Raw genomic sequence first — 24,375 nt, forward strand, 5'->3', positions numbered from 1 at the left:
TCCCGAGCGGGTTTAATTATTTTTTTACAGCGACTTATATGGCAATCCAATCGCTCTAAACTGGCGAGGCCCCACAGAGGCATCGTTAAATCAGACGCGTCTGCGCCGTGATTATCACCGGAATAGGCAGGCCAATCAGCCGGAACCCTGGCGCCATCAAGGCGCGCAGGCTCTGGCGATGCCGTATTGATCGGCCTTGGTGCGGTTTTCTAGAAGATCGAGGTTGCCGCAGATCATGACTTTGGCATTGGAAATTTTTGAATGTGGTTTTAGATCGACATCGTTTACACGACCAACGCCAACAGAACCGGACCGGAAAGATTTCGATGTCTCACATCTCATCATTCCTGTCTTCGTAGAGGGGTAAGTAATTCGGGGGCATAGGGCCTTTGTTCCGACCGCCCTGGTTCATCTGTTCCCAGGCGTGGGCAAGTATTCCAACCGAACGGGACAAGCAAAACAGCCCCCGCGACAGGGGCGCGGGAAAGCCAAGTTCGCAAAAGATCACGGCTGTCGCGCCATCGATGTTCATCGCAATCGGCCGACCGCCCCGTTGACTACCAAGTTCGGCCTGAACCCCTTCTCCGATGTCTGCAAAGCGACCTGAAACGGTGCCTTCATTTGCCGCATTACGAACGAGCTGCATCAGCCGGGGTGCACGCGGATCGACGGGCTTGTGAAACCGGTGTCCGAAACCTGAAACGATCTTGCCGTAAGTCTCGCGCCAACTGTCCAGACCATTCCGAACAGCATCATTCAGCGATGCCCCGGCATCTATGCGATCGGCGATATCATAATAAAGCTCGGCGCACTGCTCGCCTGCTCCGCCATGTACATCGCCCAGCATATTCACTGCAGTCGCCATCGCATTATTGAGACCTACTCCACAAGTAGCAGCCATGCGCGCAGCCGCAATCGAGGGAGCCTGCGGGCCGTGATCCACACCGGCGACCAGAGCGGCCTCAAACAGGCGCGCCTGAGCATCGCCCGGCAGATCGCCTCGCACCATCATCCAGATCATCTGCGGAAAGGATACATTCCCGATCAGGTCCTCTATGGCGTTGCCACGAAATGCGATGTACCCGGGCTTCATATCGATGATGGAGGTGCGCCACCATTGGCGAACGGCGCGCTCATCACTTGTCATGTTTTCATCCAGTGCGCTCATGGCGTTTGCACCTCTTTCGCCGCCTGAGTTTTCCTTTGCGCGGCGAGGCGAATAGGGGCGTTGCGCGCGCCAAAACCTGCATATCCAGCGCGGCGTTCAACGATTTCAAAGAAAAAGCCGTTGAAAACGGGACGGCTATAGATCTGAAAATACTCTGCTCCCCCCGCGCGATCATAGAGGATATTGCTCCCATGCAGTTGGGTGATCAGGTCGTCACTCACCCCAAAAGTCGCCTGCAGATCAGCATAATAGTTTTCTGGAATAGTCAGGCTGGGGAAACCAGACTTAAGCAGTTGAGCAGAGGTTTCAAAAATATCGTCGGACTGGAAGGCGATATGTTGAACACCTGCCCCAAAGCCTTCTTCAAGGAACGATGCCGCCAGCGTTCGGCGACCGACGGCCCCGTTCAAGTTCAGACGCACTTCGCCTTCGGGGCTTTCGATGGCCTGGCTTTGCACGACGCCCGACGGGTCGGCCACGTTCACGATTGGCGACTTTGCCATGTCGAAGGTCGAGATGTAATACAGCAGCCAGCTTTGCATTTCATCGTGGCGCATTGTCTGTGCCAGATGGTCGATACGGCGCAATCCGGCGGGTTGCATGGCTTTGGTTTTGGCAACCGGTTCGAATTCGATATCCCATACCCGATGCAGATCGGATTTCTCATCGATGAAATGAACGACGTTGCCACCAACACCACGGATTGCAGGGATATCCAGCTCTCCTGTTCCTACCGGTTGTAAGAAATTCGGGGCGCCCAGCGCGGTTGCACGTTGAACCGTCTGATCCGCATCTTTGACACGCAATCCCATGTCACAGACTGATGGGCCATGGCCCAGAAACGCCGAATGGGCAAAGCCTTCTTTTTCGGTATTCAAAACGATGTTGATCGCGCCTTGCCGCCACAATTCGACAGACTTGGTGACGTGCTTTCGCTCCATTCGAAAACACATTGCTGACAGCAAGTCTGCCAGTTGTGCCCCGCTTGTTTCATCGGCTGCAAACTCTACGAATTCGAAGCCGGACGCATAAACGCGTTCTGGCAGGTTTGGGGTTCCAAAGTCTGCTTTCGGCTCGGTCCGTGATACCTCGTCCAAAAGGTTGACCAGGGACCTATAGCTGTCCCGGGCCAGTGTTCGGGCACCGGGCTGTGCCGCCGCTTCGTTCACACGGGCGATAGACCAGGGTCCTATGTATCCTGCTCTGGCCAGCACGCGCACAAAGCCTGCTAGGTTAAGTGATCCAAGCCCAGGTAGAAGCCCGAAGTGCCTTTTGAGTCTGCGAATATCCATCTCAAGCCGGGGCGCATCGGACAGTTGCACATGGAACAGTCGCTCTCCGGGAATGTCCCTAAGGCGGGCGGGTTTGGAACCGTCAGCGAGCGAGAAGAAAGAGTTTAAAGCCAGTCCAAAGTAAGGGCTGTCAATCGCCTCGACGACGCGCAACGCCTGTTCGTCCGAGCGAATGAGATCGGACCACGGCAAACCCATATAGGCCAAGCGAAGCCCCATCCCTTTTGCAATCTCGGTCGCTTCGCTGAGGTCTGAGATCACCTGATCCTCGGTGGCAGCAGGGTCCACTTCGAATGCAGAGCCAATTAGCAGCAGATCCGTTCCCAACTCGCTCATCAGATCGAGTTTGCGCTTAAGCCGATCAAAGGCACGTTCCCGCTCGCTGTCGGCCTGGCCTTCAAGGTTATGGAAGGGTTGCAGCAGACAAATCTTTAGTCCGAGATCTGATGCAATGTCCCGAATTCGCGATGGTGGCCCGTCAAAAGCGGTCAAATCCGGTTCATGCAACTCGACACCGCTAAAGCCCGCATCAGCGATTGCACTTAGTTTTTCGGCCAGATCACCGGGGATCGACGTTGTCGAAACCGAGAGACACATTACCCCTGATACCCAAACATACGCGGCAACCACAGAACCAGATCGGGCATCAACATCATGATCACCAAGGCGAAAATCAACACCGCCAAGAAGGCCCAAATCTCGGAAATGATTTCACGCAGTGGAATATCCGAAACAGCATTAATTACGAACAGCAGAATCCCGTAGGGCGGCGTGATCAGACCGATCATCGAATTCACGACGACCAGCACACCGAAATGCACCAGATCAATACCAAGCGCTTCGCAAGTCGGGATGAACAAGGGCACAATCACCAGAATGATCGTTGTCGCATCCAAAACGCACCCCAGGGCAAGGATCAGCAGGTTGACGAGGATCAAGAAGACGATCGGACTGACATCCGAACCTTCCAGCAGCGCCGAGATAGACTGTGGGATTTGCTCCTGAATCACGATGAAGTTCAAAATGAACGCTCCACCAATGACAACTCCAACCGCTGCAGAAGAACGGGCGCTGTCAACGAAGACCTGATAAAGGCCACGGAACGACAAGGCGCGATAGAAGAACCCTGCCAGCAGCAGGGCATAGAGTGCGGCCACGGCCGCGGCCTCGGTCGGTGTCGTGACACCCCCGTAGATGCCATAGAGCAGGATGGCGGGCATTAGCAGCGCAGGAAACGCATTGGCGGTTTTGGCGGGCAATTCGCGCAACGGAACAGGTTCTTCCAAGGCAAAGTTCCGCTTTCCTGCCAGATAATAGTTCATCGCCATGAGGACGACGCCCATTATCAGGCCTGGCAGAATACCGGCCAGAAATAACGAACCGATAGAGGCCTTGGAAACAAGCGCGTACAATACCATCGGGATTGAGGGCGGAATGATAGGGCCGATTGTTGCCGAGGCCGCCGTGATTGCGGCTGCATAGCCTCGGCTATAGCGGCCATCTTTGGTCATCATCTCAATGATGATTTTACCAATTCCCGCCGCATCCGCGACAGCAGAGCCGGACATGCCGGAAAAGATCAGAGATGCCACTACGTTTACGTGTCCGAGGCCACCCTTGAAACGCCCGACCGCCGCAACGCAGAAGTTCAGCAGGCGGTCAGTGATCGACCCCGCATTCATGATATTGGCGGCGACAATGAACAAAGGCACGGCAAGCAGGATCGTGCTTTTGTAGAAGCCTTGTAGGATCTTCTCGCCCGCTAGGGCGACATCCAGTCCGGCCGTGCCTAAATACACCAATGAGGCTAAGAGGATGGAATACCCAATAGGTGTCCCAATGCCCGCCAGAAGAAAAAGAGCGAGCAGGCAGGAAATAAGTTCGATACTCATTTATTTGCTTCCTCGTCGTCTACGACGTCGACACGGGGATGATCGTCAACCACGTTGTACCCAACGACCAGTTCCAACTCTGTTTTTGGAGGGCCATTGCGCAAAACGTCGAAGAATAACCACGCGTATCGCGCTGCTACGACCAGCATGAATACCGCATATATCGAAAACACAGTGCGCAACGGTATCTTCTCGCCCGAGAACGGATTGCGGACAGTCGCTGTCTTGCGGATTTTCATCCAGTCGATGTAGTCCCAGGTCGGCAGGAAGCTATAGAGCATCCCGATCACGATCGCTGCGGCCGCCAGCATTGCAAAGATCTGGCGAACGCGCGTCGGCACCGAAAGATAGATGATGTCGAACTTCACATGATCCCGTTCGCGCACGATAAAGGCGCAGCTGAAGAAGATCACCCAGACCCAAAGAATGCCGATCAATTCTAGCGTCCAACCGGCGGGTGTAAAAAAATACCGCAAGAGAATTTGCAGAAGGAAGATCAGGAAGATTGCCGCCAGCATCCCGCCGGCAATCGCTTCGGTCAGTCGGGAGAACCCCTTGATAAAGGCCTTCATTGCGGTTCTCCCTCTCTTGTCTTGCTGGACTTAGTTGCCCAGAGCGTTAATCCGATCCAGAACCCCCTCGGGCCAAGAGCCAGCGAATTCGCTGTCCAGATACATGGACTGTACCTGATTGCGGAACGCAGCGAGATCAGGTTCGTAGATCTCCATCCCTTGCTCTTTCAGGAAGCTGACAAGGTCCTCTTCTTTCTGAAGCTGCTTTTGGCGACCAGATTCCGCAGCTGCGTCTGCGGCTTCCTGAACTTTAGCCTGCTGTTCCGGTGTCAGCCCGTCCCAGACACCCTTGCCAATGGCGATATAGTTAAGGTCCACCAGATGCGACGTTAGAACGATCTGATTGGTCACTTCATAGAACTTGGCGTCCACCACGGTCGGCAGTGGGTTGTCCTGACCGTCAACCGCACCTGTCGATAGAGCGGTGTAAACCTCTGAGAAGGCCATTGGCGTCGGGGCTGCACCCAGAGCCTTGCCTAGAAATTGCCATGCGTCTGTGCCCGGCATCCGAAGATTCACGCCGTCCAAGTCCGCTGGTGTCGTCACAGTCAGTTCATCTTTGGGCTGGCGCAGGTTCACCTGACGTCGGCCCAGATACATAACCGACAGGAGTTTAACACCCAGCTCTTCCTCAGCCTTTTGCTTGAACGCATCCATCAAGGGATCGGTAAAGACAGCCACCTGATGCGCGGCGTCCTGGTGGACATAGCCAGCAGTAAAGATCGAAAACTCGGGGAAGAACTGCGCGAGTTCCTGCGCCGAGGTAATCGACATTTCCAGGTTGCCCCGGCTGATGGCGTCAAGTTCGGTGCCCTGTGCAAAGATTGTGCCGTTATAGCTGGGCTCATAATTTGCGAATTCGGCAACCATTGGCGCGAAGATATCTGCCATGGCGACCGAGCGCTGGTCGGTCTCCGATCCTGATGTTGCGAGGCGAAGTTGCACTTTGTCTTCCGCCAGCGCACCACTTGTTGCGCTAAACAGAACACCGGTTGCGACCAGGGCTGATACTGCAGCCCTACGGGTAAGTTTGGTAATCACTTTGCTCCTCCCTGAGACATCATGAAGCTTCTTTTTTGCGATTCAGAGTTTTGACCTATTTTGGACATTTTGCAAGATTTTTTACAAAATATCAGATATTTTATATTACAGATACATTTGCATTTGGCGTATTTTGCAGGCTTTTTATCCTGACCTTCTCGCCCATTCTGCAGGAATTCTGTATAGCTTCAATGACTTGAAGTGTTCTGAAACCTTCCCATCCGGACACAATCGGATCTGCTTCGTGCCGAGCAACTTCAACAAAGTGCCTGAGTTGATTGACCAGCGGATCAGATGCACCCTTCTTCAACACGGTTGATGAGATTGGCGTCCACCAATCCCGTTGATCACCTTGGTAGTTCCATAGTCGAAGATCAGGTACGGACAACGATCCATGAGAACCACCGATCATGTAGCTACTCTCCGCTGTCGACGGATAGATTGGATATTCCTGAGACGTCATCTCCCAGCTCCACGGGGCGACGATGCTGTCGGACACGCTCATGGTCCCAATCGCTCCGCTTTCAAACGTCAACAGCGCCCCGGCGACATCTTCGTTGTCATAACCGCGTTGCGATGAAGCCGACTGCGCCTGTACTGTCACGACCTCTCCGGCCAGATACCGCAGAAGGTCCACATCATGGACAAGATTGACCGAAATGGGTCCTGCACCGGGTTTCTTTCGCCAGGGCGCGGCATCAAAATACTCGTCGGGCTTATAGAACCAGCAATTCGCGTGGACAGCACGAACATCCCCAATCCTCCCATCAACAATAGCTTCTTTGGCTGACTTGATCAGGGGGTTATGCCGACGATGATGTCCGACCATCAGAGGCACATTGGCCCTCTCCGCTTCCTGGACAAGCTCCAGTGCTGCCGCAGCTTCCACGGCGATCGGTTTTTCGACGAGAACAGGACACCCATGTCGCACACATGTAAGGCCTTGTTCGACATGAAGCGTCGTAGGAGTCGCAAGCACAGCGCCGTCCGGCGTCTGAGTTGCAAACATTTCCTCAAGGGTCTCGTAGCATGCCACCCCGTGCTCAACGGCGTAAGCATGGCCTTCGTCACTGGGATCGACGACCGCAACAAGGTCAACATGGCGCAACGCCCGGATAGCGTCTGCGTGGCGGCGTCCAACAAGGCCAATGCCAACAATGGCAATGCGAAAGTTCTTAGACACTTTTGCTTCCTTCCGGATGGTTCGAAAAATCCCGAAACCGACATTTGCGACTGAGCTGCATTGCTCAATTTGGACATGAAGGTATTGGGGTTTTCGCGATTCCGCAATAATGTATGATATTTTTATTTTTACCATACATCAGTTGGGATTGCTGATGTCTCTGAAAAATGCTAATTGAACGAAGAAACTGAGAATATCGGGTGAAACGCATGGCGAAACAGCCGTCTACGATAGGTGCAAGCACCTATCAGCGCATCAAGCGGGATATCATCTTCGGGGCGCTGCAACCCGGTTCCAAACTGAAGCTGGACGCATTGAAGGAACGCTATGCGGCGAGCCTTTCGACACTTCGTGAAACCCTAAACAGACTTGCCAGCGATGGGTTTGTCGAAGCTCCCGAACAACGGGGATTCCTGGTTGCGCCGGTCTCCCGAGAAGACCTGACCGAAATATCAGAGCTGCGTGTCCTGTTGGAATGCCACGCGTTGGAGTTGTCCATTGCGAACGGCGACACGGATTGGGAAGGCAACCTCGTTGCCGCGCATCACAAACTGCACCTGATAGAACGGCAACTTCTCAAGGGCGACGAATCCGAGAAAGAAACCTGGAAACGTTATGATTGGGAATTCCACCAAGCGATGATCGCGGCCTGCAACTCCAAAAACCTTCTGTCTCTGCACTCGATCATCTACGACAAATACTTACGTTATCAGATGCTCGTGCTGACCAATCGTGGCGAAGAAGCCATCAAGGAGCATAAGGGTATGTTCGATGCAGCATTGGCCAGAGACGCGAACACGGCAAAGAGTTTATTGGAAGACCACATTCGAAATGGCCTCGCGCATACCTTGGAGGCTATGTGACCTCTCCCCCCTTTACTGTGACACCGGTACTTTTAAGCTAAGAGCTGAATACGGTGATGCAGTGCTTCCGATGGCGTCTCAGGATCTAGTTAGAAATCTACATCTTCAGAGTGTCCCTGAGCAGCTCTGATCAGCTTTCCATCATCCGATGATGGTAAAGCGCTTCTTCTCGCTCTCTTCGACAATCCTGCGCAGTTCCTCGAACCGATCCTTGTTCCCATTGGTAATGCCAAGTTTGGGCCTTAGCTGTTTTCGCATCTTTTCATTACGCAATAACGGATTGCGCGAAACTGAGCTTGATTGCCGACGCAGCGGTTTGTCAAAGCGAGATAGATTCCCTCTTACAAAACTGCTGCGTGCTTGGCTGCATCAAAGGCTGTCGGGTCAGCTTGTACGTTGCTTGTAATACGTGTCTTTATGGACAATCAGCCCGTCTCGGTAGGTCAGGATGTCAACGCTTAGAAACTCTTCTTTTGAACCATCCTTGTACACGGCTGTACGGCGATATTCGCAATAAGCCTTGTTGCCGGAAATAGCGCAGTCGAGCGTTTCCCAATGCACGTTCGCGACCTTTTCAAACAGGGCTGCAAAAGCACCACGAATGGTTTCGGCTCCTTCCAGACGCACGCCATGTTCTTCGGGGCCAACAGCGTGATCAAATGTAGCGTCGGTTGCGAAGTGTCTCATTACGGCATCGATGTCATTGGCGTTAAACGCGTCACCGACAGAGTCGACTAGGTCTCGGGTCAAAGCGGTCATGATTTCGGTCCTTTTCCTTGAAGCATATCGCAAGTGTGTTTGAAGAAGGGGCTCGCCGGGTCGACCAGCACGTTCAGTTCGTCAAAGTGATCCACATCGGGCACGAAATAGAGACCCATCTTGCGGTCTGCTGTTTCGTATTTTTCGACATACATTCGAGCCTGTCTGTGGAACTCATCGGTTTCCGCGCCGCCGACGACGACCAGCTGAGGGGCATTGGTACCCGGAGGGTGCTTGGTCATCGGACTTTCGGCCTGGGCTTCTGCCGGATCCATTCGGATGCCCGCATTCAAAGCCTCGGTCAGGCGGACCGGCTCAAGATAGCTGAGCGGTGAGACCGGAATGCCAGATTTAATCAGGTCTGCGGGCAAGTCATCGTCAAATGCCGGCCAATCGGTCGCCATCATCATCTGGGTAATATGGCCGCCAGCGGAATGGCCCATAACGCAGAGACGGTCTGGATTGATGCCCAATGCGCCCGCGTTGCGCCAGACAAAGGACATGGCCTCACGCGCTTCTTCTGAAATTCTCGTGATGGTCACAGACGGGCAAAGATCGTATCCGATGACAACAACATTGAACCCCGCCTCAACAAACGGCGGCGCAATGAAGCTGTAGATCGATTTGTCGCCACGCTGCCAATAGCCGCCGTGGAAATAGACCAATGTCGGTGCGGCAGTGTCCGCGCAGCGGAAGACATCCAGCTTTTGTTTTTCGCCTTCTCCATAGCGGATATCTAGGCTGCAATCGGATGTTGCACGCGCGTGCGCGCTGTCGCGGCTCCACCCGGGAATGACGGTCACTTCATAGTCTGGCCGCCCAGCCCGCAAATTGTACTGCGCGTCGAATTCGTCAGGGCTGAACCGGGTGTGGAAAGTCAGGTGATCACTCATGATACTGCCTCCGATTGGGGCGCGGAAAAGAACACGCCGCGACAAAAGACCAGCGGAGGAACGGGTGCATGGGCATAGTTCACGACACGTCCCAAGAGGATTTCATGATCACCCGCATCAACCCGGTTGTGCACGGTGCATTCCAGATGCGTAGATGCACCGGGGACCAAAGGCGTCTTGGCCCCAGGAGTCCATTCCGTATCGGCAAACCGGTTTTCCACATTGCTGGCAAAATGCAACGCCAAAGCTTTCTGATCCGCGGACAGGATGTTGACCGCGAAATGATCTGACCTGGACAGCGTCGGGAACACGCGACCCGATTTTGCGACACAGACAGAGATCACAGGCGGCTCGAGTGAGACCGAGGTGAAGGAGTTGGCGGTCAGGCCCCATGGCATGCCCTCGGGGTCAAAAGTGGCCACGATGGTGACCCCTGTCGGAAAAGCGCCAAGCGCACGGCGAAAGTCATGCAGGTCCATCACAGAATTCCTTCGCTGACACAGGCCTTTTCAAGGGCGGCCCACTCATCCGGGTTTGTGCCAAAATGGCGCATGACGTGACCCCGGTATGCAGGGCGTTCCGCCAATCGTTCATACCACGCTTCGACATTGGGCAACGGTGGGCGGTCGACCTCGACATTGAAATAGCGATACGCCACGCAACCCAGCGGAATATCCGCCATGGTAAAGCTGTCGCCACAGACATAGGCCTTATCCGCAAGGTGCTGATCCAGAATGGTCAGCGCTTCATGCGCCTCATCGCGAAGTTTGGCGATCTGTTCCTGGTCCCGTTGGTCGGATTGGGTGCGCACAGTTGCAAAAAACAGGTAAATCACCGGCCCGAAGGCGCGGCTGGCGGACCACTCCATCCATTGATCCGCGATGGCGCGGGTCTGTAGGTCAGAGGGGCTAAACGTTCCCGCGCCGTACCGGTCGCAGAGATACCGCACAATGGCGAGGCTTTCCCAAAGCGCAAAATCCCCATCGCGGATCGCCGGGATCATTTTGTTGGGATTGATCTGCGCGTACATATCAGTGTCGAGCTTGCCAAAGCTGCCCCCGGCCAGTTGCAGCGTATAGTCCAATCCCAACTCATTGGCTGTCCAAATCACCGGAATAACGTTTGATGAATAGGGCCGCCCCCAAATTTCAAGCATGCTCCAACATCCTTTTCTGCGCGATGGATTGTGTCCCGAATTTTGGAACGACATGCTCAAACAGTCGATGCCAACTGGACAGGATTTTCTCATAGGGAACGCCAGTGTATTGCTGCATCAACATGAGGTGGTCGAGGCCGATGGTTTCCTGCCGCTCGGCAAAACGATCCGCTACATATTCGGCGTCACCAACCACAATGATCCCGCGTTTATTGAGGAAATCGAACCAATCCATCTCTTCGTCCTCAGAAGTCATCTCTTCGCCGACATCAAGATAGCCATGTTTTGTCCACTCGCCCTTGGGGCGCGACCCGCCGAGGAATTCGTAATAGGCATTGATCGGGCCACGAATGGTGTTCACAGCCTCCTCCATGCTTTCACCAACATAGAAGGCCGTGCAGACGCCAACGCCTTCCCCAGGTTTCACATTGCGCCCTTCACGTTTGGACAGCGCCGCGCGGTAGGGTTCCCAGCAGGCCAGTGTCGCCTTGGGTCCAGCGGCCATCGAGATCACACCCCACCCTTTTTCACCAGCAAGCTTGAATGTAGGAGGCGCATTCGACATGAGCCAGACCGGTGGGTGCGGATCAGAATACGGGCGTGGATGCACGTATATCGCTTTGTACTCGCCATTCTCGTCGTGATAGCGCGGGTCCAGCGGTTCAAAAAAACGGTTGGCTTCTTTCCAACCTGGAACTGGGAACTCATAGAACTCACCTTGATGGGTGAAGGCGTCGTTGGTCCACGCCTTCAGAATAATATCCAGGCTCTCTTGATAGAGGCGCATCACCTTAGCGTTGTCGCGCCGATCCGCATCCGAGTTGAACTGGATGGTCGAGCGCTCATTGATGCCCTTGGCGACACCAAAATCGAACCGACCCAGCGACATGTTATCCAGCATCGCCGCGTCTTCGGCCACGCGCAATGGGTGCCAGTCCGGCAAGATGATGGGCGCCGTTCCAACCCGCAGTTTTGTGCAATGAGCAGCCACATGCGTACCCATCTGGATCGGGTTGGGCGGCGCGTTCATATAGCCGTTATGGGCAAAGTGATGTTCTGTGAACCAGGCGGTCGTGAATCCAGCCTGCTCTGCCAGCGAACATTGTTCGAGGATCATCTCCAGTGTCCGGGTCCAGGGAATCGTCTCACCAGGACTGAAATTGGCAATCAAATCAAAGCGCATAGCGATCTCCCGGACAGATGTGGCAAGTTGAATTATTACCCAATTTTCAACTAAGTTGAATTTTACTCGAAAAATCAACAAAAATCTCTTATCCCGAATGCATGAATAGCAACGTTACTGATACTGACACTCAACGGCTTGGCAGCGAAATCCGCGAAGTGCGCAAGGCGCGTGGCCTGACGTTACAAGACCTTTCGGAAACGGTATCCTGCTCGACGGCGTATCTGAGCCGGATCGAGCTGGGATCAGCAAAAGCATCGGCGGAGCTTCTGCGAGAGATCAGTGAAGCGCTCTCGGTCGATCCCAACTGGTTCTTTCCCAAGCAATCGGGTGTCGGACCATTGGAACGCAAACATGTCGTACGCAAAGAAAATCGCAGGGCGCTTTCCAACATGTACACGCGAACAACCCAGGAGTTGGGATTCGAAGACGAACTGCTATCCAGCACACTATCCGGACAATGCTATCTGATCCTGTCACGGTTCCGCCCAGGAGCCGGTACACCGCCTGAACCCCAGGAAGGTTATTCTTTCGAGGGCGAGCAACATGCGATCGTCTTGAGTGGCGAAGTGGAGCTGCGCCTTGGTGAAGAAATCATAGTTCTTCGCAAAGGCGACAGCTTTTCCTACCCTTCAATGATCGCGCATCGGTTCCGCAACCGGACTGACAAAGAGGCCACAATGGTCTGGGCGATGTCGCCAATACGAATTACTTGGTGATTGTTGGCCAGCTATCACTATTGCGAGAATTGCTTTTGATACAAAGCAACGGATAATGGCATTCGGAAAAGCCCACAGATCTGACCTAACTGCTTGGGCCAAAACCAGTCATTTGGTCAATAGAGACAACAGTTGGCTTTGTCCTGCGACCTGTAAATTCGACCACTAATCGTCGCTACGGTCTGCATGAATGGTTATCCTTTCCGCTGAACAGCGGCACCAGATCCTCCACTCGCGCTGCATTTGAGACGCTGCGTGCGCTTGCAGCTAACCAACGCGATCTCGCTCTCTTCGATATGACCATCGACAGTAAATTGTGCGGCTGTGACTTGGTCACGATTGAAGTCTTTTATGTCCTGGCTTCTGGTCAGCCCCATGAGCAGGCTTCAGACCTGCAAAGCAAGACTCGGAGACCCCTCCATTTCGAGATTCTTGAAGGAACCAGAACCTCAGTCGAGAGGTGAATGGAAGACGAACCTAGGGTCGGGTTTGATTTCTTTTTAGCAGGGCGTTTCCATGAGCGTTTGGGCATTTCAATGCGCAGATCGTGCGTGATTGGGCCACGTCTATAGGTTTTTCGAACTCGTTGGTGCTGTCGTGTTGCTCTGCAGCGGAATTTGGTCTCTGTTGCAAGAAAGCCGTCTTATGAGAGGTCACAATGCCCCAAGCATCCGCCACCAATCGTCGTATTGTTCTCGCCAATCGCCCAACCGGACAACCGGACGAGAATACATTGCGCCTGGAAACCACGAGCGTTCCTGAACCTGGACCAGACGAAATGCTGGTACGTACGGTGTACCTGTCGTTGGATCCTTATATGCGTGGCCGAATGAATGACGCAAAATCCTATGCCGAACCCGTTCCGATTGGCGGTGTTATGACGGCGCAGGTCGTCGGGCAGGTGGTCAAATCCAACATCGAAGGATACGAAGTCGGAGAGTATGTGCTCAATACAAGCGGGTGGCAGGATTTTGCTGTCTCAGACGGAACGCAGGTCGTTAAGTTGGGGAAATCCCCGGACAACCCGTCTTGGTCGCTCGGAATTCTCGGAATGCCAGGCTACACGGCTTATGCCGGGCTTCTGAAAATCGGGGAGCCAAAAGCCGGTGAAACAGTTGTTGTGGCTGCCGCAGCCGGCCCGGTAGGCGCAACAGTCGGTCAGATCGCAAAGCTAAAAGGATGTCGCGTAGTGGGCATCGCAGGCGGTTCTGAAAAATGTGCTCATGTAGTCAAAAACCTTGGATTTGACGCGTGTTTGGACCATCGATCTGATGATCTGGCGGCGCAACTGCGCGAGGCTTGTCCAAGTGGAATTGACGTGTATTTCGAAAACGTTGGCGGCAAAGTTCTCTATGCCGTATTGCCGCTCTTGAACCCGTTTGCACGGGTGCCCGTCTGCGGGATTGTATCCTGGTACAACCTGCCCGGCCTACCGGACGGCCCGGATATGGGCCCTGCGATCATGGGCACGATCCTGCGGATGAAAGTCAGAATGCAGGGTTTCATAATCTTCGACAACTTTGGTGCCGACGTGTATCAGGAGTTTGTCCGCGATATGACGGCTTGGCTCAAAAACGGTTCAATAAGCTACAAGGAACATATGGTTGAGGGGCTGGAAAATGCTCCGGAAGCATTCAATCAACTGCTGGCCGGCGGAAACTTTGGAAAGATGGTCGTAAAAGTTGGTTAGCCAGACACGCAGCCAGACATTGCATCGTTCTTTGGATGGTTCCATCGTCAAAGCAACGGCCCAAAGCTGCAGTTGAGCCAAAGGTTCGATCTTCTCGGCTGATCCCGAAATCTGCCATTCGGGCTACTGGAAGGATGCGCCACTTTCAGAAGTTTAGTCCCCCGTCACGGCATTTGGATGACGCTCGACAAGGATTTTGCGTGCGGGCACATTGCTCTGGGAGGCGTATATGTCGCCAGCGGTGACGCAAATGCAGCCGTCGACGCTGTGCATCAGTCACTTATCCTCGAACCTAACGGATACGAGGCTAACCTCTTCATGGGTTTCTATCTCCAGTTTGCGGGGGACGCCGCAAGTGCCGTGGACTATCTGTTGATCGCCAAACGTCTTAGTCCTGTGCAGACTTACGCGTAGACGCTGCCCTATGAATGTTCGCTCCAGCAACCCGGACTCTAGGTTGGTGCATCTCACCTTAGTGCAGACTGGGCTGATCGTGTTGAAAAACTCCGATTTTCGTGAAGATGGGTGAAATACTTGCCTGCAGGAGGCCTTTCCGAGAACTCGTCGAGGGGGGCGGCCTAAAACTCGCGTTGACATTGTCCGGAGCTCTCAGGGCCCCTACCAAGCACAGGGTTTCAATTTAGCCGCCGTAACGGATTCTGGCGGAAAAATGCAGCCGTCAGATACTCGAGTTTTTCAACACAATCGGCTCATAGCGGCCATCGAAGCAAACGCAGCATTCGATGATATTGTAATACGTCAACGTCGGGTTGGCGCTGACGTCAGACATCTCCCATCCCTCTTCAGGCGGAATTTGTCCGGCACCTTGCATGTAAATTTTCTGCTCCGGATCGCCGAAGAAGCCGAGACAGAAGCCTAGTGAAACCGCCTGCGCCACTTCGCGGAGCGCATCCACAAAGGCCGGGTCTGTGTCCTGACTTTCATCGGCAAAGATGACCGGAAAGCCTGCTGTGCGCGTGGGCCTCCAGCTTGTGCGCCAAGGACTCCGCTTGCAGGCCATGGCAGTTCCTGATGACGTGCCGGTCCGCAACGGCCTAGACACAATGGCCGACAACCGAAAGATTGCCCAAAAAAGAAAGTGTTGCGCCATACATTCAACTTATGGATAGTTGATCCCACTCGAAATGTTCTACGGGCGGACAAAGGCGAGCAAAGCCTCTCGCTTGGTGCTTGTCTGCGACCAACTCAAGTTTCACTGTTAGCGAATGTGAGGGAGTGACCGATTATGCCAGTTTCGTATTTGAACAGGGCCGTCGCGGCCGGGTTCCTGATTTTAAGCATTGGGATTGCGCCGGCGCTTGCCCAAGAAGGCAGCGCGGGCGGCAAGCCGAACGTTCTCGTCATTTGGGGCGACGACATCGGCCAGTCCAATATCTCCGCATACACAATGGGGTTGATGGGTTATCAAACGCCGAATATCGACCGGGTTGCCAGAGAAGGTATGATCTTCACCGACTACTACGGTGAACAATCCTGCACGGCTGGCCGGTCATCCTTTATCATGGGCCAGTCGGTCTTCCGCACCGGCCTTTCCAAGGTCGGCCTGCCCGGTGCCAAGGAAGGTATGCAGATCGAAGATCCCACCATTGCCGGCCTCCTCAAAGCCGAAGGCTATGCCACCGGTCAATTCGGCAAGAACCATCTGGGAGACCGGGATGAACACCTTCCGACGAACCACGGTTTCGATGTGTTTTTCGGAAATCTCTACCATCTGAACGCCGAAGAAGAGCCGGAAAACGAGGACTACCCGAAGGATATGGTGTTCGCAGACGGCACGACGTTCCTTGAACGGTTCGGTCCGCGTGGTGTTTTGAACGTGACAGCGACCTACGGCGAAAATGAAATCACGCAGAATATCGAGGATACCGGGGCTCTGACCCGGAAGCGGATGGAGATTGTGGACGACGAGACATCAGATGCTGCAATTGCCTGGATGGAGGAACAGACCAACGCCGGCACCCCTTGGTTCCTGTGGTGGAGCGGCACACGGATGCATTTCCGTACCCACGTCAGCGAAGAGAACCGCGCGCTCGCGGATGAGTTATACAATGGGGAAAAAGCTGATGAATACACTGCCGGCATGATCGAACACGACATGGATATCGGCAAGTTCCTCGAAAAGCTTGACGAGCTCGGCATCGCCGATAACACCATCGTGTTCTATTCCACTGATAACGGCGTCCATATGAACACATGGCCGGATGCCGGAATGACCCCGTTCTGGGGCGAGAAGAACACCCAGTGGGAAGGCGCCTGGCGGGTGCCTGCTATGGTCCGCTGGCCCAGTAATATCGCGCCCGGAACTATCTCGAACGAGATCGTGCATCACATGGATTGGCTGCCAACATTCCTGGCCGCTGCAGGCAATGAAACCATCAAGGAAGATTTGCTCGAAGGCATCACCGTTCCGGAAATGGCAGGCCGCGAGTATCGCGTCCATCTCGACGGCTACAACCTATTGCCAATGCTCAAGGGTGACACGGACAAGAGCCCGCGTAATGAGATCTTCTACTTCACTGACGACGGCGACCTCGCGGCGATCCGGCTCAACAACTGGAAGATCACCTTCCTCGAGCAGAAGGCCTGGGGAACTCTCCGGGCCTGGATGGAGCCGCTGACGCCGCTGCGCGTGCCGCTGATCTTCAACCTGCGCCGCGACCCTTATGAACGCGGTTACCGGACGTCGAACACCTATTACGACTGGCTGATGGACCACGCCTTCATGCTGGTGCCGGCCCAGGCTTATGTTGGGCAGTTCCTGGCAACCTTCGAAGAATACCCACCGCGGCAGGAGGCGGCTTCGTTCAGCCTCGACAAGGTAATGGAGAAGCTGTCGCAGCCGGGCGGCTCGCAGTAGACTCATCCCGCTTCGTCCCGACGGAGTATTCCGTCGGGGCGCCTAATTTTCCGGTTGCGTCGGCATCCCTTTCCCTGCATTTGCGGAGGTTGTCCCTATGCGTGCTCTGCTAATTTCAATTCCTTTGACAATTCTGTTTGCATCAGCTCCGCTCGCTGACCCTTTGCCGTCTTGGACGGATACGGCCACCAAGGATCGGATCATTGCGTTTGTCGAAGGCATAACGGACCCGGATTCACCTGATTATGTCACCCCGGCCGCGCGTATTGCGACCTTCGACAATGACGGCACGCTCTGGGCAGAACAGCCGGTCTACTTTCAACTGCTATTTGCCATCGACCGATTGAAAGAAATGGCTGCCGCTGATCCCGGGGTGCTCACGTCTGACGTGCTGCGGGCCGCAGTCGAAGGCGACATGGAGACAGTGGCCGCCTCGGGCACTGAGGGACTGTTGGAAATCGTCTCCACCACCCACTCCGGCCTGACGGTGGACGAGTTCCAGGCGGTCGTGCGCAGCTGGCTGGACACGGCCAGGCATTCCGGCACAGGCCTGGCCTATGACCAAATGGTCTATCAACCCATGCTGGAGCTCTTGACCTATCTACGCGATGAAGGCTTCCGTACCTACATCGCCTCAGGCGGCGGCCTGCATTTCATCCGGGTGTTCTCTGAAAGCGCCTATAACATTCCTCCCGAGCAGGTCATCGGATCCATCGGAAATGGCAGTTATTCCGCCGGGGACGGACCGCCGCGGGTGATGAAGGACCCCGGTTTATTCTTCATCGACGACAAGGCAGGTAAGCCCGTTGCTATCGAGGCCCGCATCGGGCGCCGGCCGGTGATCGCAGTGGGAAATTCCGATGGAGACTTCCAGATGCTTGAGTGGACTACTGCGGGCGATGGTGCGCGGCTGGGCATCCTGCTGCACCATACTGACAGCGAACGCGAATACGCTTACGGCCGTGAAAGCCATATCGGGCAGCTTGCACGCGGACTTGATGAAGCAGCCAGCCGCGGTTGGCTGGTAATCGACATGGCCCGTGATTGGGAGCGGATCTGGCCGAGCCGCGAATGAAGCCCTGCACCATCCCTGTCCATGAACGACCCAGAAAATCGGATGGCCCTCTGAAAATGCAGATTGTAGTCTTGATCCTTCTCTTGCTGCTGGGTCTGCCAGCGATGGCCCAGAGCCTTGACGGCTACTTGGGGTCGGATCGTTGCACCGGTTGCCATAAGGACAGTGCCGCAGGCTGGGCAGGATCGCATCACGCTCAGGCCTGGACAACGCCGTCGCAGGAGACGGTCGCAGGTGACTTCGGCGGAACGGCCTTTCACCATGACGGTATGACCGCCCGGTTTCAGACAGGAGCTGAGGGCGGATACTACGTCGAGGTGATCGAAAAGGATGGATCGCAGGCGGAATACAAAGTGCATTCGGTTGCGGGGATCGAACCGCTGCAGCAATATCTTCTCGAGACCGAACCGGGGCAGCTGCAGAGTTTTGACGTGGTCTGGGACACCGAAGAGGGGAAGTGGTTCCACCTTTATCCGGACCAGACCCTGCCCCCGTTGGATGGTCTGCATTGGACGGGTCCCTACAAGACCTGGAATGCGCGCTGTGCGGAGTGCCACGCCACCGGGTTCCGCAAAAACTACGACGCACGCCGTTTAAGCTATGCATCAACCCAGGTCGAAATAGGCGTTGGCTGCGAGGCCTGCCACGGACCGGGAAAGGACCACGTTGATTGGGCTGATACGTGGGAAACGACAAGGACACCGCCGCCCGCAAACCATGGATTTCCTGTGGATTTCGCCGATCCTCGGCAGGCAGTCGAACAATGTGCGACGTGCCATTCCAGACGCGAAGCCAACTTGGACGGCAACCCGGTGCCAGGCACGCGTTTTCATGATGCCTACACGCTCGCACTTTTGCGCCCAGGACTTTACCACGCGGACGGGCAGATCCAGGACGAGGTCTATGTCTACGGCTCCTTTCTGCAATCTAAGATGCACGCTCGGGGCGTGACTTGCCTGAATTGCCACGGCGCACACAGTCTGGACCTGAAGGCAGAAGGCAACGGCCTTTGCACCCAATGCCACAGCCCAGCGGGTAATCCGGACTTCCCAACACTCACAGCAGCGGACTACGACAGCCCTGCACATCACTTCCACCCGGAAAACAGCGCCGGAGCGAAGTGCCAGTCCTGCCACATGCCAGAACGCGTCTACATGGGCAACGACTGGCGCGCCGATCACTCCTTCCGCATTCCCCGGCCGGACCTTTCGCCAGTGACGGGAGCACCGGATGCCTGCACCGCCTGCCACCGCGGCCAGGACGCAGCCTGGGCAGCTGCACAGATTTCCGCTTGGTATCCAGACGACAGAAACCGTGGCCGGCATTACGGGGAGGTGCTGGCGCGGGGGCGTGCCGATGCGGCAGCGGCCGCTGGCGACTTGACAGCGCTGGCGCAGAATACCAGCCAGCCGGGCATCGTGCGGGCCACTGCGCTCTGGCTTTTGGAGCAGTCCAACGACCCGCTGTTCGCCGCTAGGCTGACGGACCTGCTGCGGGACCCGGATCCGCTTGTCCGCGCTGCCGCGGCCTCTCTGCAGCGCCTTGCACCGCTTCAGGAAAGGGGCAAGCGCCTGGCCGCTGTCTTTGCCGACCCTGCCCGCAATGTGCGCATGGCCGCTGCCCGCGCGATGCTGGGTGATACGGAGAACCGCCTCCAGAACGGAACCGCCAGAGAGCTGCAAGCCGCCATGGCTGAATGGCAGGATGCCATGGCAAACCGGCTCGATTTTCCTGAAACCCACCTCCAACTGGGCGGTGTGGCACTGACCATGCGCAACATGGGCATGGCCACATCCGCGTTCCGCGAGGTGGTGCGGCTGGATCCGCAACGGCTGGATGCATGGATGATGCTGGCCAGGATCACAGCGGCAACCCAAGGACGCGTTGCTGCCGCCGCGGTTGTGGCAGAAGCTCTGTCAGCCAATCCGGAACATCCCGCACTTCTGGCCGCACAGGCAGAGCTGGAAGGAAAACCTGCGCCGCAAGGAGATAGCGAGTGACTGCTCTTGCCAGAATCCGGAACCTCAGAGCGGACCACTGAGCTGCTCAGCTTCTGCTATCTCTGAAGCCACCCGGCACACAATGAAACATTAGCTCAAAAGGCACTGCCTATGAAAACGATCTTGACCGCAATCGTGCCGGCAGTTGCCGGCATCCGGGCCCGCGTCTACTCAGAATACTGACTGGAACTACGAGGCAACGATCTACCTGTTCGCGCCCGAGACCAAAACCGCAATCGATACACCGGCAGGGCAGATCAAGGGCGCACTCATGTTTGGCGACGCGCTTGAGAATCTGGACTTTGCCTTTATGTGAGCCTTTGCCGCCAGTAACGGGAAATGGAGCTTTCTCACCGACTATATGTAGACGGACCTGTCCTTCGGCAACGAGATTGTATCTTTGGTACTAGAGATACGTCGCAACGCGTGCCAGCCCTCATTGGTGGCGGCAGACATCCACGGCATTTCTTCATGTAAAGAAGATACTGTCTCGTCCACCCAGTGCTCGTCTCTCGGCTCCACCAAGCGAACCTCATACATTAGTGGGCGCAGTCGTTGGATTTCTTTCTCCGAGAGATGCCCAAGACCTGAGGCTTCAGCCCTGTGTTGTGGGATGCGCTGAACTAGATTTTTGATGCGCCGCTTGTCATCTCAATTTAGCGCGACACCATCCGATAGTTCGCGAGCAGCTTTATCGAAATCATCTCCGCCGAGATCGACCGAATGTTCATCGTCTCCGATGAATTCTCTGGCCAGCCGCGTTTTGCGCAATTTCGTCAAATATTCAGTGAACCGATGCGTAAGAGCATCTTTTTCAAAATTGGGATCAGTGGCGAGTAGGAGTTTGATGGTCTTCATAGCAGTTCCCTCATCTATCCAGTGAGAAAAACCGACCGACAACGTGCGAAGAAGAGTAGAATTGAGAAGCAGCCAACGGTCGGCCCTAAAAGGGGCAGATCAGAAAAATCGTATGAGAAAGAAATACTGTGATGTCGTCATAGAATGAAACAGCCCTATTGCCAGACGCACGTCAATACCTTCGTACTATTGATACTGGCTGAGAAAACATCTGTTAAGAAAATCAAACGCTTTCCCGCCCCTATGATAACAAGGGGATTTTGATACTTGGGCGACAAAGACCTTGTCTTTGGGCGAAAAAATCGCTGATTTGGGTCTCAATTTCTTGGTGTATCAACAACAGAACTGTGGCGCTCCATCTGACATTACCTATCCACACATGATAAACCTTTTTAATTCAAATCACTCATATCACAGCGGCACGGTATACTGACCAAAAAATTCGTAATGAACTACCTTCTTTTCATGGAGCGACCGATTGCCTCGTCGCACCCCTTTAAAGGCAAATCCCCACTCGGTTGCTCAAGAGACCGAACCGACAATCTGAATAGAAGCGCCTTATCAATGATCCGGCGAGCCGCCGTTCGACAAAACATTACTAAAAGTCAGCTGCGCGGACAAAGGGTGAATTCGCTGCAGTGGCACCAAGGTATGCAATCTCGAGTAACCGGCCGCATATGCGCGGCCGGTGTTTCGATTTTACCGATCTCTGAGGAGATTTTCAGGTCGGCTCCGCTTCACCGGTGGGTGGGATGTTCAGCCGGCCTCACCAAATCCTTTCGGTACTGGCAGATCAGACAATGTCGCTGCTCGTTTTTGTAGGGCCCGCCCGATGACCACGCGGCTGATTTCTGTCGTCCCGTCCACAATCCGCAGCATTTGTGCAAGACGGGACAAACGATCCAGTCCATAAGGCTGCAACAGCCCCATGCCGCCCAACACTTGCGTGCAGGTGTTCGCAGCCTTCACGGCGGCATCTGGCACAAACCGTTTGGCATGAGCGGCCATCAGAGGGCCTTCGGGTGTGCCAAGGGATTCTGCCGCTTTGCGATAAAGCAGCTTGGAGGCTTCAAGATCGGTTGCAACCTCGCCCAGCATCCACTGGATCCCGTCCAGATCGAGGTTCTTGCCGCCAAACATCTTGCGGTTCTTGGAATAGGACAGAGCCGTATCCAAGGCAGCTTGCATCAATCCACAGCATCCTGACGCAATCGACACACGGGCGATATCGATCGCCATGAGCGAGCCTTGCAAGCCCTGACCGATTGGCAGGATGATGTTGTCTTCGCTCACCACGACCTTGTCCATGTACATCTCGGCCAGAGGCAGGAAGTTGTAGGATGGGGTATCGTAGAGCGGACCAAAGCTGAGGCCCGGAGTGTCGGCCGGGATGGCAATCATCGCCATATCCTTGTGGCCGGGTGTGTCACTGGTTTTGACCACGGTGAAATAGATGTCAGCCTCGGTCGCCAAGCTGACCCATGCCTTCGCACCGCTGATCGTCCAAGTGCCGTCATCATTGATCACGGCGCGCGAATACATGTTTGTTGCGTCCGACCCCGATTGCGGTTCGGTCAGTGCAAAGTTCGCCAGCTTGCGGCCCGAGGTCAGATCCCGCGCCCATGTTTCCTTGAAGGTATCTGTGCCATAGCCGCAGCCCGCGAAGGTACAGATGTTATGCATCGACAGGGCAAAGGCATAGGCGCCATCGCCCAGTCCCAGTTGTTCATAGACCTGAATACCTTCTGACAGCAGCAAGCCCTGACCACCAAACTCCTCGGGGGCGTAGAGCCCCGTCAGGCCAGCGGCTCCGGCCTTGTCAGACGCATCACGGGGCCACTTCTTTGCGGCGTTCCAGGCGTCCACATTGGGCAAGATGACCCGCTCGGCATGGTCACGTGCGGCTTGGAGTATGGTGGCGAGTTTGTCTGACATTGGTCGGTCCTTTTGTGAGCGGCTCTTTTCACATGACGCCACACATCAGCAGCTGCTGAGCAGGCAGCGGGTCAAGCTTCTAGAGGAGAACCAGGTGAGAACGCCATGTATTGCGCAATATTTAGCAGGAGAAACTTCTTCACTCTATCTCGCGTGGTGACAGGGTATTGTCCAAAAGTGACAAAAAGCGCGTCTCAGATATTCGTCCTGCGATACGAACTGGGGGTGCTGCCGGTCCAGCGTTGAAAGGCCCGGTGAAAATTGGCTGCCGAGGAAAATCCGACATCAAGTGCGATGGCCTCAACGCTTTTGCGCCCCGCCTGCAGGTCGCGGATTGCGATGTCGCGCCGCAGGGCATCCTTTATGGCCTGAAACGACGTGCCATCCGAGTGTAGCCTGCGGATCAGGGTGCGCGGGGTCATGTGCATTGCGGATGCTGTCTGTGTCAAGGTCGCCGAATCCCAACCTGTCTGACCCAGATACGTGCGCACCCGCAGCGATTGGGTGTGTTCGCGGGAAGAGGTAAAAATCCAGTCTCGCGGCGCGTTTTGCAAAAACCGGTCAAGATCAGCTGTGCTTCGTGTCTGCACAGGGCCCATTACATTCGGATCAAACGCGATGGCGGTGGCGGGTTGGCCAAACCGCAGTGGTGCAGGAAAGATAATCGCGTAATCCTGATCAAAGTCCGGGCGATCAAACGCGAAATCAACGGCCTTAACCGGAACCTCATGCCCTGCCAGCCAAGACATGAGCCCGTGGGCAAGTTTGAGGATCAGCATATGTCCAAACCGCTGAAGCGGCACTTCGCCTTGTGGTTTCAGGGTAAGCACCAACGCGCCTTCAGCGTCATCCAGAACAAACTGATAATCATCCAACAGCAAGTTCCAGAAGGTCGAAAACCGGTAAAGAGCCGATGACAGAGACGTGGCCTCTCTGACAGTCGTCAGAAGGTGTTGTAGAGCCCTTGGCCGGACGGGTCTGCTCCAAAGCCCCATCATCTCATCACCGGTCTCAACTGCGGCAAGTTGATAGAGGCAAACGATCTGATCCAGCGTGACGCGACCATTCGGCGAGCGCGTATCCGCGTTCAGACCGGACCGGCTAAGCAGCGCCGCCATCTGCGCCTCTGGGCACAGGGCACGCAGCGCCGCCAGCCAGTCATCGACAAACTGGCTGGAAACCGTGGAAAGGATCGTTGGCGTAACATTGGTCATAACA

At 55.2% G+C, this 24,375-nt stretch carries 23 protein-coding genes; 8 read left to right on the forward strand and 15 right to left on the reverse strand.

Annotated features, from left to right (window positions below; genetic code table 11):
* Positions 1–331 precede the first annotated feature (331 nt).
* From AC2FHX_RS08030 to AC2FHX_RS08055, 6 genes are all read right to left on the reverse strand, one after another.
* The gene (locus AC2FHX_RS08030; RefSeq protein ID WP_496701101.1) at positions 332–1,168 is read right to left on the reverse strand and encodes a citryl-CoA lyase; all 837 of its coding nucleotides are present in this window, start codon (positions 1,166–1,168) and stop codon (positions 332–334) included.
* Positions 1,165–3,057 carry a bifunctional sugar phosphate isomerase/epimerase/4-hydroxyphenylpyruvate dioxygenase family protein gene (locus AC2FHX_RS08035; protein WP_496701103.1) on the reverse strand — a complete coding sequence of 631 codons (1,893 nt, stop codon included), beginning with the start codon at positions 3,055–3,057 and terminating at the stop codon, positions 1,165–1,167. Before AC2FHX_RS08035 ends, AC2FHX_RS08030 begins: the two co-directional genes overlap by 4 nt.
* Positions 3,057–4,352, reverse strand: a complete 1,296-nt coding sequence (locus AC2FHX_RS08040; protein WP_496692303.1) for a TRAP transporter large permease — start codon at positions 4,350–4,352, stop codon at positions 3,057–3,059. Before AC2FHX_RS08040 ends, AC2FHX_RS08035 begins: the two co-directional genes overlap by 1 nt.
* A complete protein-coding gene (locus AC2FHX_RS08045) occupies positions 4,349–4,924 on the reverse strand; it encodes a TRAP transporter small permease (protein WP_496692302.1) in 576 nt (191 codons plus the stop codon). The genes AC2FHX_RS08040 and AC2FHX_RS08045 overlap by 4 nt, the downstream gene beginning before the upstream one ends.
* Before the next feature lie 30 nt (positions 4,925–4,954).
* Positions 4,955–5,965, reverse strand: coding sequence for a TRAP transporter substrate-binding protein DctP (gene dctP, locus AC2FHX_RS08050; RefSeq protein ID WP_496701104.1), 1,011 nt, complete (start codon positions 5,963–5,965; stop codon positions 4,955–4,957).
* A gap of 100 nt (positions 5,966–6,065) precedes the next feature.
* Positions 6,066–7,283, reverse strand: coding sequence for a Gfo/Idh/MocA family protein (locus AC2FHX_RS08055; protein WP_496701106.1), 1,218 nt, complete (start codon positions 7,281–7,283; stop codon positions 6,066–6,068).
* 74 nt (positions 7,284–7,357) lie between these two features.
* On the opposite strand from AC2FHX_RS08055, the gene AC2FHX_RS08060 reads away from it, so the two are divergent.
* On the forward strand, positions 7,358–8,011 hold the full coding sequence (locus AC2FHX_RS08060; RefSeq protein ID WP_496701108.1) for a GntR family transcriptional regulator: 654 nt from the start codon (positions 7,358–7,360) through the stop codon (positions 8,009–8,011).
* A gap of 384 nt (positions 8,012–8,395) precedes the next feature.
* Here AC2FHX_RS08060 and AC2FHX_RS08065 read toward each other — a convergent pair whose 3' ends face one another.
* The 5 genes from AC2FHX_RS08065 to AC2FHX_RS08085 are packed head-to-tail and all read right to left on the reverse strand — an operon-like array spanning position 8,396 to position 12,002.
* On the reverse strand, positions 8,396–8,770 hold the full coding sequence (locus tag AC2FHX_RS08065) for a nuclear transport factor 2 family protein (RefSeq protein WP_496701110.1): 375 nt from the start codon (positions 8,768–8,770) through the stop codon (positions 8,396–8,398).
* The gene (locus AC2FHX_RS08070) at positions 8,767–9,663 is read right to left on the reverse strand and encodes an alpha/beta hydrolase (protein WP_496701111.1); all 897 of its coding nucleotides are present in this window, start codon (positions 9,661–9,663) and stop codon (positions 8,767–8,769) included. Before AC2FHX_RS08070 ends, AC2FHX_RS08065 begins: the two co-directional genes overlap by 4 nt.
* The gene (locus AC2FHX_RS08075; protein WP_282022442.1) at positions 9,660–10,142 is read right to left on the reverse strand and encodes a flavin reductase family protein; all 483 of its coding nucleotides are present in this window, start codon (positions 10,140–10,142) and stop codon (positions 9,660–9,662) included. Before AC2FHX_RS08075 ends, AC2FHX_RS08070 begins: the two co-directional genes overlap by 4 nt.
* Positions 10,142–10,819, reverse strand: coding sequence for a glutathione S-transferase family protein (locus tag AC2FHX_RS08080; RefSeq protein WP_282022443.1), 678 nt, complete (start codon positions 10,817–10,819; stop codon positions 10,142–10,144). The genes AC2FHX_RS08075 and AC2FHX_RS08080 overlap by 1 nt, the downstream gene beginning before the upstream one ends.
* Positions 10,812–12,002 carry an LLM class flavin-dependent oxidoreductase gene (locus tag AC2FHX_RS08085; RefSeq protein WP_496701113.1) on the reverse strand — a complete coding sequence of 397 codons (1,191 nt, stop codon included), beginning with the start codon at positions 12,000–12,002 and terminating at the stop codon, positions 10,812–10,814. Before AC2FHX_RS08085 ends, AC2FHX_RS08080 begins: the two co-directional genes overlap by 8 nt.
* A 101-nt stretch (positions 12,003–12,103) precedes the next feature.
* Here AC2FHX_RS08085 and AC2FHX_RS08090 point away from each other — a divergent pair, with 101 nt between their 5' ends.
* The 3 genes from AC2FHX_RS08090 to AC2FHX_RS08100 all read left to right on the forward strand — a co-directional run bounded on the left by AC2FHX_RS08090 (position 12,104) and on the right by AC2FHX_RS08100 (position 14,825).
* On the forward strand, positions 12,104–12,721 hold the full coding sequence (locus tag AC2FHX_RS08090) for a helix-turn-helix domain-containing protein (RefSeq protein WP_496692294.1): 618 nt from the start codon (positions 12,104–12,106) through the stop codon (positions 12,719–12,721).
* Between the two features lie 658 nt (positions 12,722–13,379).
* Positions 13,380–14,411 (forward strand): NADPH-dependent curcumin/dihydrocurcumin reductase, encoded by a 1,032-nt coding sequence (gene curA / locus AC2FHX_RS08095; RefSeq protein WP_142638880.1) that lies wholly within the window; start codon positions 13,380–13,382, stop codon positions 14,409–14,411.
* 177 nt (positions 14,412–14,588) lie between these two features.
* Complete coding sequence (locus AC2FHX_RS08100; protein ID WP_496701116.1) at positions 14,589–14,825, forward strand: tetratricopeptide repeat protein; 237 nt, start codon at positions 14,589–14,591, stop codon at positions 14,823–14,825.
* Between the two features lie 265 nt (positions 14,826–15,090).
* On the opposite strand, the gene AC2FHX_RS08105 is transcribed toward AC2FHX_RS08100, so the two are convergent.
* Complete coding sequence (locus AC2FHX_RS08105) at positions 15,091–15,522, reverse strand: hypothetical protein (protein ID WP_496701118.1); 432 nt, start codon at positions 15,520–15,522, stop codon at positions 15,091–15,093.
* Between the two features lie 135 nt (positions 15,523–15,657).
* Between AC2FHX_RS08105 and AC2FHX_RS08110 the strand changes: the two genes are divergently transcribed.
* The 4 genes from AC2FHX_RS08110 to AC2FHX_RS08125 all read left to right on the forward strand — a co-directional run bounded on the left by AC2FHX_RS08110 (position 15,658) and on the right by AC2FHX_RS08125 (position 20,680).
* The gene (locus tag AC2FHX_RS08110) at positions 15,658–17,289 is read left to right on the forward strand and encodes an arylsulfatase (protein WP_142638882.1); all 1,632 of its coding nucleotides are present in this window, start codon (positions 15,658–15,660) and stop codon (positions 17,287–17,289) included.
* A 97-nt stretch (positions 17,290–17,386) separates the two neighbouring features.
* The gene (locus AC2FHX_RS08115) at positions 17,387–18,364 is read left to right on the forward strand and encodes an HAD family hydrolase (protein WP_142638883.1); all 978 of its coding nucleotides are present in this window, start codon (positions 17,387–17,389) and stop codon (positions 18,362–18,364) included.
* 56 nt (positions 18,365–18,420) lie between these two features.
* The gene (locus AC2FHX_RS08120) at positions 18,421–20,364 is read left to right on the forward strand and encodes a multiheme c-type cytochrome (RefSeq protein ID WP_496701120.1); all 1,944 of its coding nucleotides are present in this window, start codon (positions 18,421–18,423) and stop codon (positions 20,362–20,364) included.
* Positions 20,365–20,509: 145 nt separating this feature from the next.
* Entirely contained in the window at positions 20,510–20,680 is a 171-nt protein-coding gene (locus tag AC2FHX_RS08125; RefSeq protein ID WP_496701122.1) for a hypothetical protein, read from the forward strand.
* A 335-nt stretch (positions 20,681–21,015) separates the two neighbouring features.
* Here the strand turns inward: AC2FHX_RS08125 and AC2FHX_RS08130 are convergent, their stop codons facing one another.
* The 3 genes from AC2FHX_RS08130 to AC2FHX_RS08140 all read right to left on the reverse strand — a co-directional run bounded on the left by AC2FHX_RS08130 (position 21,016) and on the right by AC2FHX_RS08140 (position 24,371).
* The gene (locus AC2FHX_RS08130; RefSeq protein WP_496701124.1) at positions 21,016–21,222 is read right to left on the reverse strand and encodes a hypothetical protein; all 207 of its coding nucleotides are present in this window, start codon (positions 21,220–21,222) and stop codon (positions 21,016–21,018) included.
* A 756-nt stretch (positions 21,223–21,978) separates the two neighbouring features.
* The gene (locus AC2FHX_RS08135) at positions 21,979–23,157 is read right to left on the reverse strand and encodes an acyl-CoA dehydrogenase family protein (protein WP_496701126.1); all 1,179 of its coding nucleotides are present in this window, start codon (positions 23,155–23,157) and stop codon (positions 21,979–21,981) included.
* Between the two features lie 194 nt (positions 23,158–23,351).
* A complete protein-coding gene (locus tag AC2FHX_RS08140) occupies positions 23,352–24,371 on the reverse strand; it encodes an AraC family transcriptional regulator (protein WP_074738248.1) in 1,020 nt (339 codons plus the stop codon).
* Positions 24,372–24,375 lie beyond the last annotated feature (4 nt).

It is taken from the genome of Ruegeria sp. CDSC042 (assembly GCF_059610745.1).

Bases quoted from the DNA above. Each gene is read 5' to 3' on its own strand.
- AC2FHX_RS08030 (WP_496701101.1), bottom strand. From the start codon at position 1,168: ATGAGCGCACTGGATGAAAACATGACAAGTGATGAGCGCGCCGTTCGC.
- AC2FHX_RS08035 (WP_496701103.1), bottom strand. From the start codon at position 3,057: ATGTGTCTCTCGGTTTCGACAACGTCGATCCCCGGTGATCTGGCCGAA.
- AC2FHX_RS08040 (WP_496692303.1), bottom strand. From the start codon at position 4,352: ATGAGTATCGAACTTATTTCCTGCCTGCTCGCTCTTTTTCTTCTGGCG.
- AC2FHX_RS08045 (WP_496692302.1), bottom strand. From the start codon at position 4,924: ATGAAGGCCTTTATCAAGGGGTTCTCCCGACTGACCGAAGCGATTGCC.
- AC2FHX_RS08055 (WP_496701106.1), bottom strand. From the start codon at position 7,283: ATGGTAAAAATAAAAATATCATACATTATTGCGGAATCGCGAAAACCC.
- AC2FHX_RS08060 (WP_496701108.1), top strand. From the start codon at position 7,358: ATGGCGAAACAGCCGTCTACGATAGGTGCAAGCACCTATCAGCGCATC.
- AC2FHX_RS08065 (WP_496701110.1), bottom strand. From the start codon at position 8,770: ATGACCGCTTTGACCCGAGACCTAGTCGACTCTGTCGGTGACGCGTTT.
- AC2FHX_RS08070 (WP_496701111.1), bottom strand. From the start codon at position 9,663: ATGAGTGATCACCTGACTTTCCACACCCGGTTCAGCCCTGACGAATTC.
- AC2FHX_RS08075 (WP_282022442.1), bottom strand. From the start codon at position 10,142: ATGGACCTGCATGACTTTCGCCGTGCGCTTGGCGCTTTTCCGACAGGG.
- AC2FHX_RS08080 (WP_282022443.1), bottom strand. From the start codon at position 10,819: ATGCTTGAAATTTGGGGGCGGCCCTATTCATCAAACGTTATTCCGGTG.
- AC2FHX_RS08085 (WP_496701113.1), bottom strand. From the start codon at position 12,002: ATGCGCTTTGATTTGATTGCCAATTTCAGTCCTGGTGAGACGATTCCC.
- AC2FHX_RS08090 (WP_496692294.1), top strand. From the start codon at position 12,104: ATGAATAGCAACGTTACTGATACTGACACTCAACGGCTTGGCAGCGAA.
- curA (WP_142638880.1), top strand. From the start codon at position 13,380: ATGCCCCAAGCATCCGCCACCAATCGTCGTATTGTTCTCGCCAATCGC.
- AC2FHX_RS08100 (WP_496701116.1), top strand. From the start codon at position 14,589: ATGACGCTCGACAAGGATTTTGCGTGCGGGCACATTGCTCTGGGAGGC.
- AC2FHX_RS08105 (WP_496701118.1), bottom strand. From the start codon at position 15,522: ATGGCGCAACACTTTCTTTTTTGGGCAATCTTTCGGTTGTCGGCCATT.
- AC2FHX_RS08110 (WP_142638882.1), top strand. From the start codon at position 15,658: ATGCCAGTTTCGTATTTGAACAGGGCCGTCGCGGCCGGGTTCCTGATT.
- AC2FHX_RS08115 (WP_142638883.1), top strand. From the start codon at position 17,387: ATGCGTGCTCTGCTAATTTCAATTCCTTTGACAATTCTGTTTGCATCA.
- AC2FHX_RS08120 (WP_496701120.1), top strand. From the start codon at position 18,421: ATGCAGATTGTAGTCTTGATCCTTCTCTTGCTGCTGGGTCTGCCAGCG.
- AC2FHX_RS08130 (WP_496701124.1), bottom strand. From the start codon at position 21,222: ATGAAGACCATCAAACTCCTACTCGCCACTGATCCCAATTTTGAAAAA.
- AC2FHX_RS08135 (WP_496701126.1), bottom strand. From the start codon at position 23,157: ATGTCAGACAAACTCGCCACCATACTCCAAGCCGCACGTGACCATGCC.
- AC2FHX_RS08140 (WP_074738248.1), bottom strand. From the start codon at position 24,371: ATGACCAATGTTACGCCAACGATCCTTTCCACGGTTTCCAGCCAGTTT.